We start from the raw sequence: 15,058 nt of genomic DNA on the forward strand, positions 1-15,058 counted from the left end.
AGATGGCAGATTATGCGATAGGTGATTTACAAGGGTGTTTTAGTGAATTTAACACCCTTTTACAACGGGTTGATTTTAACCCAAGTAAAGATCACCTATATTTAGTTGGCGACATAGTTGCTCGCGGGCCTGACTCCCTAGCCTGCTTAGACTATATTTACCAACATCAAAATAGCATGACCATTACTTTAGGCAATCACGACCTTCACATGGTTGCCTGCTACTTTCTTAACAAACCCACTAATCCAAAAGATAAATTAAACCCAATATTTGAAAGCCCTAAATTGGCTAACTACATCGCTTTTTTACAAACCCAGCCATTGGCATTAGAGCTTATAAAACATAACTGCTTTATATCTCACGCGGGGTTAAACCCTGATTGGTCTGTTGAAGATGCGCTAAAACAAGCTCAATTTGCACAAAGCTGTTATCAATCAAGTAACGCAAAAGCGTTTTTTGAACACATGTACCAGGCTCACCCCGCTAGGTGGTCTAACACCCTTGATGACTTTGCAAAGTTTAGATACATAGTTAATTACTTTACCCGCATGCGTTTTTTAACAAGTGATAACAAACTCGAGCTTAATGCAAAGGGTGCAATAACCGACAGCGAAACTCTCACGCCTTGGTTTAACCACCCCAATATAGCTAAATCTAAACACGATATTATTTTTGGCCACTGGGCCGCACTTGAAGGTAGAACAGGTAATTCACGGGTTCACGCCCTAGATACAGGCTGCGTATGGGGTAACACCATGAGCCTAATGGAGCTGAGTACTAAAAAAGTAATTGTAGAAAATTCCCACCTTTCGTCTAAATAAACTGAAAAAAAACAATACATCTGTTAGATTTATCAATTAATAGTTAAAATTAATTAAAGTAATTGATTTTAATTACTTAACTTATTGGTACAAACGCCGATAAGTCTTAATTGAAGTACTTTTTGAGTGGAAATCTTATGAACCTGACAGTAAGCCAGCGTATTTGGGGTGGTTTTATATTTATCACACTATTATTATTAATAATTGGTGGTAATTCCTTAATAAAAATTGCAAATATTGACCGTTCCACTCAAAAAGTGAACCAACTATCACTCCCAGCATTAAATAAAAGCTCTGAGCTACAAGCTGAATTTATTTTAATGAGTAAAGCCGCACAAGCGAGCTTTTACACGACATCAGCCAATGAGCTTGCGCCAATAAAAGCACAAGTCCTTGAGCAAAAACAGCAATTCAACACGCTGCACCGTGAACTTCAAGACGTAGTAAAAAACGATGCTGCACTTAATCAAAGCAGCCAAAATGTAGAAAAAACTTATTTAAGCTTTTTAAGCACCGTTGAAAATTTATTAGCAGATAAAGGCAAGCAACTAGCATTAAATAAAGCATTAAAAGCACAATTAGAAAACATAGAACTAAGTGCAGAAGATGCTAACTCTGTTGTACTCGATATTATCGACATTGACGGATTTGAACAAAACCACCCTCGCGCTTATCAAGCTGCAAATAATTTAGAAAACAACTTTATGTCGGTAGTTAGTAACAGCACCGACATGCTAACTGTTAAAACGCTTAACACTCTCGATATTGTTAAAAACGAGCAAACGTATTACCTTGAAGAAGTAGTACGCACCGTTGATTTAATTAAGCCAGCAATAGAGCAAACGCATAGCGACTTATATTCAAGCCTAAAAGAATATGTTGATATTTTAGAAAATAACATAAAGGGCAGTAACAGCTTAGCAGCAAACAAAAAACGTTTAATTGATTCGATTACGCTTACGCAATCAGAGCTTGCACAGTCAGAGCAAGCCACCAAAATGGCACTTAACCAAATTGACGAGCTAGTTAATCAAGCGAGTGACGTTGCGTTTAAATTGCAACAAGGTGTGCGCAGCGATGTAGACTCAGCTAATTTATGGACGTGGGTTGGCATGGTTATAGCCACTCTTTTAGCAATTGTGATTGCCATTATTACTGTTAGCCGTATTACTAAACCACTTGCCGAAGTTAATCGCATTTTAGATATTGTTGCCAGTGGCGACATGACACAACGTTTAGATGACAGCGCTAAAGACGAGTTTGGCGAACTATCTAAAAGTTGTAATACACTAATTGACAGCCTACGCAGCCTAATTAAAGGTATTATTTCGCGCTCTACTCAGCTTGCAGCAGCATCAGAGCAAACATCGGCCATTACCTCAGAATCAAGCCAAGCAATTCGTAACCAGCAAGCACAAGTTGAACAAGCAGCTACTGCAACAACCGAAATGAGCAGTACATCGCAAACAGTTAGTAACAGCGCTCAACAAGCGCTTAGCGAAATTAAAAATGCTGATAAAGAAGCTGAACGCGTTAAAGGTATTTCGAATAACAATAAAGCTACGATTGAACAGCTAGCACGTGAAGTAGACGACGCCTCACAAGTCATTAATAAACTGCATCAAGATAGCGCATCAATAGGCAGCATTTTAGATGTAATACGCGGAATAGCGGATCAAACTAACCTACTTGCACTAAATGCCGCAATTGAAGCTGCGCGAGCTGGTGAATATGGCCGAGGCTTTGCTGTTGTAGCTGATGAAGTACGCTCTCTAGCAAGTAAAACTCAAGAGTCAACCCAAGAGATACAATCAATGATTGAATCGCTACAAACAGGCGCTGAAGCTGCCGTAACGGCAATGAGCAAAGGTAAGCAACGTGCGGTATCGTGTGTTGAGCAAACCGACCTAGCAAGTAGCGCACTTGATTCGATTACATTTGCGGTTTCGCAAGCCCACGACGTAAGTGAAGAAATTTCGACTGCAGCACTTGAGCAACAACAAGTAGCACAAGAAATTAGCGAACGCCTTGAGTCGATTGTAGCCATTGCAGAGCAAACAGCCGAAGGCGCAAACCAAACTAATATCTCAAGTTCAGAAGTAGCAAAACTTGCTGAAGAACTTCGCTTGTCGGTAGACGAATTTAAAGTTTAAGTTTACTAAAACGATTAAAAAAACCCCGATGGTACTATGCACCATCGGTTTTTTTTGTTTATTAAGGCTTTAAAGTGAGGTATAAAACCTTACCGGTAAGCGCCGCTCTTACTCACGTAAAAACGCAATTTTAAACATTTATATTACCTACTTTTGCCTTCACTAAAGTGCAGCGCCCTCTTAACCTCTTTGTGAATAAATTACTTAAAACCCTATTGCACAAAGAGAAGTAAATGAGAAGACATTAAAATAATAGTAATTATGTATTTTTACTTCTCTAAAGCGAAGCGCCCTCTTAGCCTCTTTGTTGTGAATAAATTACTTAAAACCCTATTGCACAAAGAGAAGCAAAAGAGGAGTAAATGAGAAAACATTAAAACAATAGTAATTATGTATTTTTACTTCTCTAAAGCGCAGCGCCCTCTTAACCTCTTTGTGAATAAATAACTTATAAATCTATTTTTTGTAGGTATAACTTATTAAATGCGTTCACCGCCTGCTTTATAGCAAAACACTACATGCAAGAATGCGCTCGAATTTAACGAATAGTCTATCACTCGCGAATGATAGCTTGCTCCTATATATCCCCACTAATATATCGCTTTTTTCTTCCTTACTTAGGCGTTTATTGCTAACCTCGCGTTAACGTTTTTACTTAAACAAATTTTTGCTAACGGAATAATTATGCTCAAAAAAATATCACTGTTTATCGGGATGGCAATCAGTGCAAATGCTGTTGCTAAAGGTGGCGTGTCTCCTTACTTACCTTTAAATCAAGCCCCAGAACTTGAGCACCAAGTACAACGACTTTTAGCCGTAAGTAAAAACACCCATATTATGAGCAAGCCTTATAAAGCTCACGATATTTATAGAGTACTGCAAACAGTAAGGCATACATACCCAGAACTATATCAAACACTTTCGTACCAACTTAGCCCCTATATTCAAAGCGATGCGGGCACATTTGCAAAAGTAACACTTGCTGCTGGCACAAAAGATAAAACACTGCCTAACCAACGCGGCCAAACTACTAAAACCAACTTAATTGTTGAAGGCGGCGCTTACGCTAACTTCGGGCGTTACTTTGGTGTAAGTGTTGTAGGCATAGCCAACGAAGACGAAATATTACCTACACAAAGCTTTTTTTACCTTGGTAATAAATACGCGCAGTTAGATGTAGGTTACCGAGAGCATTGGTACTCACCATTTAACGACAGTGCCATGCTATTAAGTACACAAGCTAAAACAACGCCTTCTATAACGCTTAGTAATGTAGAGCCAATAACCAGCTTTAATATTCGTTACGATATGTTTATTAGTAAAATGACAGAGCAACGTGGAATTCTTGAAAGCACTAAGCAGACAGGCGTTATTCGCGAGTACAAACCAGGTAAGCCTTACTTATTTGGTTTACATACGAGTTTTGCTGCAACCGATAATTTAACAATAGGCTTAAGCCGTTTAATGCAGTTTGGCGGAGGCCCCCGAACAGTTACTTTAAAAGACTTTGCTGAAGGTTTTTTTACTCCTGGGAGCAAAGATAATATAACTCGCTCTGATGCGGATGAAGTTGATGCAGACTTTGAGCTTGGGGATCAACTAGGCTCAATTACTTTTGCTTATAATAACAGTATTTATGCACTGCCTTATGAGTTATACGGTGAAGTAGCACTTGAAGACACATTAGGTGGCTCTCGCAATAATGCATATAGCTTTGGTATTTATTTACCTTTTATTGCTAACAACCACAGCTTACGTTTTGAGCACAGTAACTGGCAAAAAGGCTGGTACAAGAATAGCATTTACTTAGATGGTAACCGTAATTCTGGCAATGTAATTGGCCACTGGGCGGGTGATGAGCACGACTACACAGACTACACTCCAGCTAAATCTATGAGCGTAAATTGGCATTGGCAATTAAATAATATAGAAAGCTTAAATACCACTATTCGCATGCTTGAAAATAAGAGCGATAGTTATAAAACAAGTTACGAACTACAAACGGCATACACGCATAAGTTGAGTAAACCAATAATGGGCGCAAAAAGTTGGGGAGCTGAACTGTATCAAGGAAAGGATGTATACGGGGAAACATTTGCTAGGTTAGGTGTATTTGCTAATTTTTAATACCCTATAGGTGCGAATTTACTTCGCGCTTATTTAACCTAACTTTACCAAAAGCGAGGTATAAAACCTCACCTACAATATATGCCCCCTGTAGGTGCGAATTTACTTCGCACTCATCTAACCTAACTTTACCAAAAGCGAGGTATAAAACCTCACCTACAAAATATGTACACACTGTAGATGCGAATTTACTTCGCGCTTATCTCACTTAACTTTATTTAAGCAAAAAAAAACACTGTCTCAAATTGAAACAGTGTTTTTAAATGACTTACAAGTTGTAACCTTTATTTATAAAAGTCTTTATACCACTTAATAAGCTCACTCACACCTTGCTTAACACCAACCTGCGCTTTGTAGCCTGTTGCATTAAATAAATCTGTAGTATCAGCGTAAGTTTTATAAACATCGCCGGCTTGCATTTCACGGAAGTTCTTTTTAGCTTCAGTGCCTAATTCAGCCTCAATGGCTTCAATAAACTTCATTAGGTTTATTGGGCTACCGTGACCAATATTATAAACCGCATACGGAGCAGAGCTAGAAGCTGGCGAACCTGTTTCAACCCTCCAATCAGGATTTGCAACAGGTATAACATCAGCAGCACGAACAACGCCTTCGACTATGTCATCAATGTAAGTAAAGTCACGCCACATATCGCCATTGTTGTTTATATCAATAGTGTCGCCGGCAAGTATTTTTTTAGTAAAAATATATGGTGCCATATCTGGACGACCCCAAGGGCCATAAACGGTAAAAAAGCGTAAGCCTGTTGTAGGTAAGCTATATAAATGAGAATAGCTATGCGCCATTAGCTCATTCGCTTTTTTAGTAGCAGCATAAAACGACACTGGGTGATCAACACTATCAGTCGTTTCAAATGGTGTTTTTTCGTTTAAGCCATATACAGAGCTAGATGAAGCATAAACCAAGTGCTTAACTTTATTATTACGACACCCTTCAAGTACATTTAAATGCCCTACTAAATTAGAATCAGCATAAGCATCAGGGTTTTCTATTGAATACCTAACACCTGCTTGCGCTGCCAAATGTATTACTTTATCAAACTGCTGTATTTTAAATAGCTCGCTCATTGCTGGGCGTTCACTTATATCAAGCTTAATTAATGTGAATGCTTCATGGCTTTCAAACTGCGCTAAACGAGCTAGTTTTAAATTTACATCGTAATAGTCATTAAGGTTATCAATGCCGACTACTACATGGCCAGCCGCTAACAATTTTTGGCATGTTGCCGCGCCAATAAAACCAGCAGCACCCGTTACTAAATATTTCATAATTTCCTAATTTTTAAGCTGATAAAGTTGAAAGTTGAAAGTTGAAAGTTGAAGACTAAAAGCCTAATCCCAAGTTTCAATAGTTTTCATTAAGGCAGATATCATTTTTGATAACTGCCTAGACTCTTCTATCCAGATTTCTGCTGTTTTTGTATCAACCTCTCCAATTTTTAAGGCAATATATATTTGTGAGCGAAGCTCACCACAACTACCTTTAGAGTAAGAGAGAAAACGGCAGTAATCTTTAGCTGTCTTTCTCTCATAACGTTATTCGATGAATCCCTTCATCTCACCTCTACGAGGCCGCACAAGTGCGTTCAAAATTTGCTCCTGCAATTTTGTCAGCAATATTTGATGAAATTGATAATGCAGAGCGTGTAATTTGATCTTTTAAACCAAATTGCTTACTTGCCTTAAAATAAATAAAAACTTCACAAGCTAAATCGGCAGAGCGTTGCCATACATTTAAGTTCTCAAACTGCACAACGCCCCCAATATAAATCTGCTTAAGTTTTTAACTTATAACTTAGTCTTTAATCTTCAATCTTTAATCTTTAACCTTTAATCTTTAGCCTTTAAACTTTGTTTATTAATCGCTACCAAATAAGTCGCGAGTATAGACTTTGTCAGCAATATCACTGAGCTCTTCAACCATGCGGTTAGACACAACAACGTCAGATATTTGCTTAAATTCATTTAGGTCTTTAATTACGCGAGAGTGGTAAAATTCGCTTTCTTCTAGTACTGGTTCGTAAACTACTACCTCAATACCTTTAGCTTTAATGCGCTTCATAATGCCTTGGATGGCAGAGGCTCTAAAGTTATCAGACCCAGTTTTCATTACTAAACGATACACACCAACCACTTTAGGGCTGCGCTTTATTATTGAGTCTGCAATAAAGTCTTTACGTGTCGTATTAGCATCAACAATTGCACCTATAATGTTATTAGGTACATTTGCATAATTTGCACGCAGTTGCTTAGTGTCTTTTGGCAAACAGTAACCACCGTAACCAAACGATGGATTGTTGTAATGGCTACCAATGCGAGGGTCTAAGCTAACACCCTGTATAATTTGCTTAGAGTTTAAGCCATGTGCTTCAGCGTAGCTATCAAGCTCATTAAAATAAGCGACACGCATTGCTAAATAAGTGTTAGAAAATAACTTAATAGCTTCGGCTTCTGTTGAGTCGGTAAAAAGTACTTCAATATCTTCTTTGATAGCGCCTTGCTTAAGTAAGCTTGCAAACACAGTTGCGCGCTCACTTTGCTCACCAACAACAATACGTGATGGGTATAAGTTATCGTGTAGCGCTTTGCCTTCACGTAAAAATTCTGGCGAAAATATTAAGTTATTAATGCCGAGTTTTTCTTTTATACCTTGCGTAAAGCTAACAGGTACCGTCGATTTAATGACCATAACTGCATTTGGGTTATGCGCTGTGGCATCTTTAATTACAGCCTCTACAGAGTTTGTATTAAAGTAGTTATTTTCAACATCGTAATCAGTGGGTGTGGCAATAATTACAAAATCTGCATTTTTATAGGCTGCTACTTTGTCGGTAGTCGCTGTAAAATTTAAGTCGCTGCGAGTTAAAAACTCACTAATTTCGGTATCAACTATTGGAGATTTTTTATCATTCAATAGCGCTATTTTTTGTTCGTCTATATCTAATGCAACCACTTCATTGTGTTGTGCTAGCAACATAGCGTTAGAAAGGCCTACATAGCCTGTACCTACTACGGCAATTTTCATATTAATCCTTTAAGGTTAGTTAATAAGTAATAAAATGATTCTATCAGAGTTATAAATTAGGCTCTAGCTAAAAGACTTTAGCTAGAATGTAATATCGAATGTATTACTAAATATTTTTTGCAGAATAATATAAGTAAGAGCAGGATGAACATATTGAAATATACACCAAGTAGTAGATGCTAATTTCCTCATTCTTATGTTATTTAACCTCATTAAAAGCGAGGTATAAAACCTCACCTACAAAATACGTAAACTTTAGATGGGGCTTATTTCGCACTTGTACTGTTTATATTATTAACTGTTTATGTTAACTATATTACCTTTTGCGACATCCTCAACTAACTTTTTAGCCTTAGCATTCCAAACTAAATCACATATACCATCAGTTGGGTTAAAACCAGTGGGTGCATCTAACAGCAATTGACGGATTGTTTCATGATCAAAGTTATGACACGCAATATCTAACGCTTCTATAAACACGTTAAGCTCTGCTAACGGCAGCATAACTTCAGTGGCTGTCATTATGCGCTCGTGTGTTGTTTCACCTACGTTATTACCAATTAATAGTTCTTCGTAGAGCTTTTCGCCAGGGCGCAAGCCCGTACACTTAATCTCGATATCACCATGTGGATTAGTGTCGCTTTTAACTTCAAAACCAGAAAGTCGGACCATTTTAGTCGCAAGATCTTTAATTTTAACGGGGTCGCCCATATCAAGCACAAATACATCACCACCTTTACCCATAGCGCCTGCTTGTATTACTAGTTGAGCAGCTTCTGGAATAGTCATAAAAAAGCGTGTTATATCTGGGTGTGTGAGCGTTATTGGGCCGCCCTCTTTTATTTGCCTGCGAAATAGCGGCACAACAGAGCCACTCGAACCAAGTACATTACCGAAGCGCACCATACAAAAACGTGTTTTGTGCTTAACACCTTGCTCTTGCGTTAAGCCCTGCAGTACTAATTCAGCCATACGTTTAGTCGCCCCCATTACATTAGTAGGACGAACTGCTTTATCGGTAGATATAAGTACAAAATTTTCTACGCCAGCATTAACTGCTGCTTTGGCGCTATAATAAGTACCAAACACATTATTACGTACACCTTCAACAACGTTATGCTCAACTAACGGTACATGCTTATAAGCCGCTGCATGATAAACGGTATGCACGCCAAAGGTTTTCATTACTGTTTCAAGACGGTTAATGCGCTGAACAGAACCCATTATAGGAATTAACTCTAATTCTAAAGCATTATTACAAATATACTCGTTGAGTTCTTTTTCTATTGAATATAAAGCAAACTCACTTTGTTCAAATAAAATTAATTTAGTAGGTTTTAGTTTAACTATTTGTCTACAAAGCTCTGAGCCAATAGAACCCCCTGCACCAGTTACCATAACCACTTTTTTAGTAATATTAGCCGTCATTAAATCCATTTTAGGGGCTACGGGATCTCGACCTAGTAAATCTTCAACACCTACCTCTGTTATTTCAGCAAGCTTAGCTTTGCCCTCTACAACATCAGCCATTCCTGGCATTGAAAGTACCTTAATTGTTAATGGCTCTAATTGGGCTAGTATTTCTTTACGGCGGGCACGTGTTGCGCTAGGTAATGCTAATAAAACTTTACTAACTTTACGTTTATTTATCAGTTCATAAATACCTTTAAAACATACGACAGGTATACCCTGAATTATTGAGCCATGTTTAGTAGCATCGTCGTCAATAAATGCACTAACAAAATACTCAGGGCCAGCACCTAAAGCCGTGGCTAGTTGTCGCCCTGCAGAGCCTGCTCCATAAATGATAACAGACTCTTTTTTATTCGTAGTCATTTTACCTATAATTGCACGCACCAATACACGGGCACCACCTACGGTTAGTAAACAAAGCCAAGCAAATATAAACGGCATAGTACGGGGTATATCTGTACCTATCAAAAAGGCAATTAAAACCAAACTAACTGTAGTTATAATTGTACCTAATACTATTGCCCAAATGGCTTGAGAGTTCATGTACCTAAGTACTGCACGGTACAAACCTAAACTTATAAATGTATATAAACTTACAGGTATCAACACTGCTAATAAAAGCCAATTATCTAAACGCTGCAGTGGTTCAAAGCTATCAAGCCTTACAATAAGGGCTAACCAAAAAGCGATTACAATAAATAACGTATCGATAAACAAAGTAATAAGGCGTTTTTTAGCACGAGATGCATTTAAAATAGAGCGTATAAAGCTATCCACTGACAGTTCCTTTTATAATTAAGGTGCTAGGTTTCACAAATAATAGTTATGGCGAGTAATCTTCAGCTATTAGCCAAAATAATATACAACATAAAAAGCAGCAAACAAGAGTAAATGAAAGGCCGCTAAACCGCTTTAATTTCTAAAGCGTAGCGACCTCTTTACTTGTTAGTGGGCATTTTATTTAACTAACTATATGCAAACCTATTTTGTTGCGAGACTAAGGACTTCTTCGATTACTTGGGTTGTTTTGGCTATTTCGGCATCAGTAAGCGTTGGGTGTACTAAAAACATGATTGACGTTTCACCTAGTTCAACAGCATTAGGTAAACGTTTTTCTGGGCGCCATGGTGTGTTGTCAAATGCTTTTTCAAGATACACCTCAGAACAACTGCCCTGAAAACAAGGTACACCGCGCTCTACAATCGCATTAACAATACGGTCACGGTTCCAACCTTTTGCTAATTGCTCAGGTTTAACAAACATATAATGTTTATATTCTGCGTGCTCGCTATGCTCTGGCACTGTCACTAAGCGAATACTACTAAAGCCTCTTGCGGCTTCGTCTAGCTGAGCACCATATGCTTGGCGTTTTGCTGTCCAATCACTCATACGTGTTAATTGTATGCGACCAAGCACAGCTTGCATTTCAGTCATGCGCCAGTTGGTGCCAAAGCTTTCGTGCAACCATCTAAATCCTGGTGGGTGCTCACGGTTATAAATAGCATCAAAGCTTTTACCGTGATCTTTATAGCTCCACATAGTTGACCATAACTCTTTTGAGTTAGTGGTTACCATGCCGCCTTCGCCGCCAGTGGTCATTATTTTATCTTGACAAAAACTCCATGCACCAACATGCCCAATACTGCCAACAGACTTACCTTTATATTTAGCACCATGAGCTTGGGCACAATCTTCTATCACATAAAAACCATGCTCTTTACTCAATGACATTATCTCGTCCATTTCAGCAGGCATACCTGCTAAATGCACAACAATAACCGCTTTTGTTTTCGGTGTAAGTACTGCTTTAATACTAGCGGCTGTAATTGCTTGGCTATTTAAATCAACATCAGCAAATACCGGTGCTGCGCCCGCAGTAACAATGCTTGACGCAGATGCTAAAAATGTACGAGGCGTAGTTATTACTTCATCGTCAGCGCCTACATCTAAGGCTTTAAGTGCTAAATCAAGTGCTAAAGTGCCATTACCAAGCGCTATGGCATATTCACTATCAGCCCATGCTGCAAATTCTTTTTCAAATTCACGGCCTTCAGTGCCCGTCCAATAATTTACTTTGTTAGATAAAATAACGCGGCTAACTGCATCGGCTTCTTCTTGTGTAAAGCTAGGCCATGGGGAAAATGGGGTATTTAACATGCAATTCCTATAAGATTTAAAAAAAGCTTAACTATTATCTGAAACTTTAGTGCAAGGAGAGCCATAAGCAATTACACCAGATGGTATATCTTTGACAACTAAGCTACCTGCACCAATTAATGTATCGTCGCCAATATTAATAAGTTGTTTTACTTTACTTCCAATACCTACCCAGCTACTTCGTCCAACACTAACTCCGCCAGCTAATGCTGTACCTGGACAAATATGCGTAAAGTCATCTATTTTGCAATCATGCTCAATTATAGCTGAAGTATTAATTATACAGCCACGGCCTATTACTGCGAAAGCGTTAATAACAGCGTTAGCAGCTATAACAGACCCTAAATCTATTTGAGCATATTTACTTATAATTGCACTTGGGTGTATTAGGATTGGGAGTGTATAGCCATTTTTGGCTAGCGTTTTTATTTTTACTTCTCGAGTATTATTGTGACCTATAGCAACAGCAACATTTATGTTGGTGCTAGGTACATTAAGTAAATCTGAAAATGTACCTATAACAGGCCAATGCTCTATGTTTTTTTTATTAGGATATGCATCATCATAAAAGCTAACACTAAAACCTAGTTGCTCTGCAATATCAGCTATTACTTTACCGTGGCCACTAGCCCCTAAAATAGCCAACGTTTTTACAGCTGGCTTAGTCATTGTTAGAGCCTTTAAAAGGCTCAATAGTTACGTGCCCATCAGCACTGATACCCTCTCTTATAAAAACTTTTTTTACCGTTAACAGTAATATTTTCATATCGAGTAGGAAGCTTTGATTTTCTACATACCATACATCAAGCTTAAACTTTTCATCCCAGCCAATTGCATTACGCCCGTTAACTTGTGCCCAACCTGTTATACCAGGTCTTACATTGTGGCGTTTAGCTTGTTCTGAGTTATACAGCGGTAAATATTGTACTAATAGTGGCCGAGGCCCAACTAAGCTCATATCGCCTTTAATAACATTAAACAAACCAGGTAGCTCGTCTAAACTAGTTGAGCGTAAAAAAGCGCCAAACTTAGTCATTCTTTCGTTATCTGGAAGCAAGTTACCGTGCTTATCTTTGGCATCGAGCATGCTTCTAAACTTCATCATTTTAAATACTTTACCGTGTAAACCAGGGCGGTTTTGCGTAAATAAAATAGGTGAACCTAATTTTATTCTGATTAGCACAGCAACCAGTAATATAACTGGAAGTAAAATCAAAAATACAATTATTGAAACCGTTAAGTCAAAAAGATACTTAATCATTAATAGCATCCTGTAGCGTTTTTTCGACTCTTGTAGCCATCATGTCTCTAGAAAAATGTTCATAAGCTAGTGTTTTACAGCTATTCACGGCTATTTCGTAATCAGATTTACTGTCAAGGAAGTCACTAATAAGCGCACTGGATGCCTTGTAATCATCCGCCTCTAAAACTAAGCCACATTTGTGTTCTTTAATGAAGTCTTTTTGCCAACCACCGTAATTAATAGCGATGGGCGTTTTTGAAGCTAATGCATCAAACAGCTTATTTGCAGAATTATGCCACATTTCTTTTACAGGACCGAATAATGATAAAGATAAATCAGCAGCAGATAACAAACTAACAATTTCTGTTTTGGGCACTGGGTCAAGAAAATATAGATTCTCATTGTATACGCCTAGCGATTTTGCTTCGTTAATCACTTTATCTTTTTCCATACCGTCGCCAATTGCAACAAAACATAAATTAGGATAAGACTTTTGTGCTGCTTTTGCTAAATGTACTATGTATCCTACTTTATTAATTAAACCGAACGTGCCGGTATATACAATAAGCTTTCTGCCATCAACAAAATCTAACTTAGATTTCAAATAATCAATGCCGACATCTTCACTAACATCAAACAAACTCGTATCACAACTATTGGTAGCAAGGGTCACTTTGTCAGGCGAAATACCGTGTTTTATTATTCCATCGCACATGCCAGGTGAAAGACCGATCAACCTGCTTGAGTTTTTATAGGTATATTTTTCTAACCATGTTGCAAATTTAATTATGAATTTATTTTTTATGACACCTGCAGCAACTGGCAGTTCAGGCCAAAGATCACGAACCTCAAATACTAGAGGCTTTTTCTTAAACTTAGAGTAAATCACTCCGGGAATTGCAATAGTTAAGGGGGTGCTTGTGGCAAAAACAACATCAGCTTTTATTGAAAAAGCTTTGACTGTCGAGCTTACTGAAAATCTGATGAACTTTAAAATTCGCTTAAAAAAACTATCTTTATTTGAATATGCTAGATGTAGAACGTGTAGTTTTATACCTTCAATATTTATAAGGTTCCAACCATGGTTTAGATTGTAGTTATCTGAAAAATAAGCCGAGCTAGTAATAAATGTAACATCATGACCACTTTTAACTAATCGTTTGGCCATTTCATAAGATCGTGTTCCAGCATTTGACTCGGGCGTAGCAAAGTATTGGTGGAGATACAATATTTTCATTTTAATGCCTATTAATTTTTTTCGGCTTTCAGGTATCCAATACACAACAACTTAAAGTTACTTAAAGAGCTTAAATTTGTTTTAATTTTAAGTGACCAGCGGAGCATAAGAGGTAAGGATATATATATTGGTAAAAAATTCAGAAAAAAACCTTTTGCTATTAAGTTTTTAGAGTAATCTACATTTCTATTTTCAAGTATTGTTGTATGGTAACAAGTTACATAACTTGAGTAACAAACAACAGCTTTGCATCGGAAGCTATCAAGTAAAAACTTATTTTCTTCACAACAAGGTAAATCGGTACCTAGACCAAACCTAATATCGAACGATATTCGATGTTGCTCAATAAAGGAAGTATTTACAATTATCTCTATAGATGAAGCCTTAACAGAGTTTAGCAGTGAGTGACGTTCATAATGTCCATAGCTCTTATACATCTTTTCTTTATTTTCCAAAGAGCCTATACGTGTTAGAAAAATATCATCCTTACAATGCGATAATTCATTCGTCAAACGCTTTAGGCCACTTTCATCAAACTCAAAATCATCGTCTTGGAACCAAAGCCAACCTTTATTAATGATATCTAGTGCTATATTTCTACTTCGACTTAAACCTATTGAATCACTTTTGATAACTTTTAAGTTCTCAAGATATTTATATTGACTATTACTATTTTCATTTTGCGAGATTATTAAAAAGTTTATATTAGGAAAGCTATTTGCTACTTTTATTAGCCTCTCCATCGTTTTGTTGTAATTATTCATCATTGTCGATATAGCAATTGTAAGCAAAAGGGTCTCCT

At 37.6% G+C, this 15,058-nt stretch carries 12 protein-coding genes and 1 pseudogene; 3 read left to right on the forward strand and 10 right to left on the reverse strand.

Annotation, left to right across the window (positions count from 1 at the left end; all coding sequences use genetic code 11):
• Positions 1 to 2: 2 nt before the first annotated feature.
• From H5117_RS04470 to H5117_RS04480, 3 genes are all read left to right on the forward strand, one after another.
• On the forward strand, positions 3 to 821 hold the full coding sequence (locus H5117_RS04470; RefSeq protein WP_182736265.1) for a symmetrical bis(5'-nucleosyl)-tetraphosphatase: 819 nt from the start codon (positions 3 to 5) through the stop codon (positions 819 to 821).
• Between the two features lie 137 nt (positions 822 to 958).
• The gene (locus H5117_RS04475) at positions 959 to 2,974 is read left to right on the forward strand and encodes a methyl-accepting chemotaxis protein (RefSeq protein ID WP_182736266.1); all 2,016 of its coding nucleotides are present in this window, start codon (positions 959 to 961) and stop codon (positions 2,972 to 2,974) included.
• A gap of 684 nt (positions 2,975 to 3,658) precedes the next feature.
• Positions 3,659 to 5,101 carry a capsule assembly Wzi family protein gene (locus H5117_RS04480; RefSeq protein WP_182736267.1) on the forward strand — a complete coding sequence of 481 codons (1,443 nt, stop codon included), beginning with the start codon at positions 3,659 to 3,661 and terminating at the stop codon, positions 5,099 to 5,101.
• Between the two features lie 284 nt (positions 5,102 to 5,385).
• On the opposite strand, the gene H5117_RS04485 is transcribed toward H5117_RS04480, so the two are convergent.
• The 10 genes and pseudogenes from H5117_RS04485 to H5117_RS04525 form a co-directional block, all read right to left on the reverse strand.
• The gene (locus H5117_RS04485) at positions 5,386 to 6,390 is read right to left on the reverse strand and encodes an NAD-dependent epimerase (RefSeq protein ID WP_182736268.1); all 1,005 of its coding nucleotides are present in this window, start codon (positions 6,388 to 6,390) and stop codon (positions 5,386 to 5,388) included.
• A gap of 63 nt (positions 6,391 to 6,453) precedes the next feature.
• Positions 6,454 to 6,642: pseudogene (locus H5117_RS20630) on the reverse strand (four helix bundle protein); the annotation flags it as partial.
• Positions 6,643 to 6,685: 43 nt separating this feature from the next.
• Positions 6,686 to 6,874: a four helix bundle protein gene (locus H5117_RS20825; protein WP_310735804.1), complete on the reverse strand. Its 189-nt coding sequence runs from the start codon at positions 6,872 to 6,874 to the stop codon at positions 6,686 to 6,688.
• A gap of 105 nt (positions 6,875 to 6,979) precedes the next feature.
• Positions 6,980 to 8,146: a nucleotide sugar dehydrogenase gene (locus H5117_RS04495; protein ID WP_182736269.1), complete on the reverse strand. Its 1,167-nt coding sequence runs from the start codon at positions 8,144 to 8,146 to the stop codon at positions 6,980 to 6,982.
• A 294-nt stretch (positions 8,147 to 8,440) separates the two neighbouring features.
• On the reverse strand, positions 8,441 to 10,396 hold the full coding sequence (locus H5117_RS04500; protein ID WP_182736270.1) for a nucleoside-diphosphate sugar epimerase/dehydratase: 1,956 nt from the start codon (positions 10,394 to 10,396) through the stop codon (positions 8,441 to 8,443).
• 204 nt (positions 10,397 to 10,600) lie between these two features.
• Complete coding sequence (locus tag H5117_RS04505; protein ID WP_182736271.1) at positions 10,601 to 11,776, reverse strand: DegT/DnrJ/EryC1/StrS aminotransferase family protein; 1,176 nt, start codon at positions 11,774 to 11,776, stop codon at positions 10,601 to 10,603.
• 27 nt (positions 11,777 to 11,803) lie between these two features.
• Positions 11,804 to 12,445, reverse strand: coding sequence for an acetyltransferase (locus tag H5117_RS04510; RefSeq protein ID WP_182736272.1), 642 nt, complete (start codon positions 12,443 to 12,445; stop codon positions 11,804 to 11,806).
• Positions 12,438 to 13,037 carry a sugar transferase gene (locus tag H5117_RS04515; protein ID WP_310737161.1) on the reverse strand — a complete coding sequence of 200 codons (600 nt, stop codon included), beginning with the start codon at positions 13,035 to 13,037 and terminating at the stop codon, positions 12,438 to 12,440. The genes H5117_RS04510 and H5117_RS04515 overlap by 8 nt, the downstream gene beginning before the upstream one ends.
• Complete coding sequence (locus tag H5117_RS04520) at positions 13,030 to 14,256, reverse strand: glycosyltransferase family 4 protein (protein WP_182736274.1); 1,227 nt, start codon at positions 14,254 to 14,256, stop codon at positions 13,030 to 13,032. Before H5117_RS04520 ends, H5117_RS04515 begins: the two co-directional genes overlap by 8 nt.
• Before the next feature lie 11 nt (positions 14,257 to 14,267).
• Positions 14,268 to 15,047 carry a glycosyltransferase gene (locus H5117_RS04525; protein ID WP_182736275.1) on the reverse strand — a complete coding sequence of 260 codons (780 nt, stop codon included), beginning with the start codon at positions 15,045 to 15,047 and terminating at the stop codon, positions 14,268 to 14,270.
• Positions 15,048 to 15,058 lie beyond the last annotated feature (11 nt).

The sequence above is a fragment of the Pseudoalteromonas sp. SG45-1 genome, assembly GCF_014164135.1.
Taxonomy (GTDB): Bacteria; Pseudomonadota; Gammaproteobacteria; order Enterobacterales; family Alteromonadaceae; genus Pseudoalteromonas; species Pseudoalteromonas distincta.

Bases quoted from the DNA above. Each gene is read 5' to 3' on its own strand.
- H5117_RS04520 (WP_182736274.1), bottom strand. From the start codon at position 14,256: ATGAAAATATTGTATCTCCACCAATACTTTGCTACGCCCGAGTCAAAT.
- H5117_RS04505 (WP_182736271.1), bottom strand. From the start codon at position 11,776: ATGTTAAATACCCCATTTTCCCCATGGCCTAGCTTTACACAAGAAGAA.
- H5117_RS04485 (WP_182736268.1), bottom strand. From the start codon at position 6,390: ATGAAATATTTAGTAACGGGTGCTGCTGGTTTTATTGGCGCGGCAACA.
- H5117_RS04515 (WP_310737161.1), bottom strand. From the start codon at position 13,037: ATGATTAAGTATCTTTTTGACTTAACGGTTTCAATAATTGTATTTTTG.
- H5117_RS04510 (WP_182736272.1), bottom strand. From the start codon at position 12,445: ATGACTAAGCCAGCTGTAAAAACGTTGGCTATTTTAGGGGCTAGTGGC.
- H5117_RS04495 (WP_182736269.1), bottom strand. From the start codon at position 8,146: ATGAAAATTGCCGTAGTAGGTACAGGCTATGTAGGCCTTTCTAACGCT.
- H5117_RS04480 (WP_182736267.1), top strand. From the start codon at position 3,659: ATGCTCAAAAAAATATCACTGTTTATCGGGATGGCAATCAGTGCAAAT.
- H5117_RS04475 (WP_182736266.1), top strand. From the start codon at position 959: ATGAACCTGACAGTAAGCCAGCGTATTTGGGGTGGTTTTATATTTATC.
- H5117_RS04470 (WP_182736265.1), top strand. From the start codon at position 3: ATGGCAGATTATGCGATAGGTGATTTACAAGGGTGTTTTAGTGAATTT.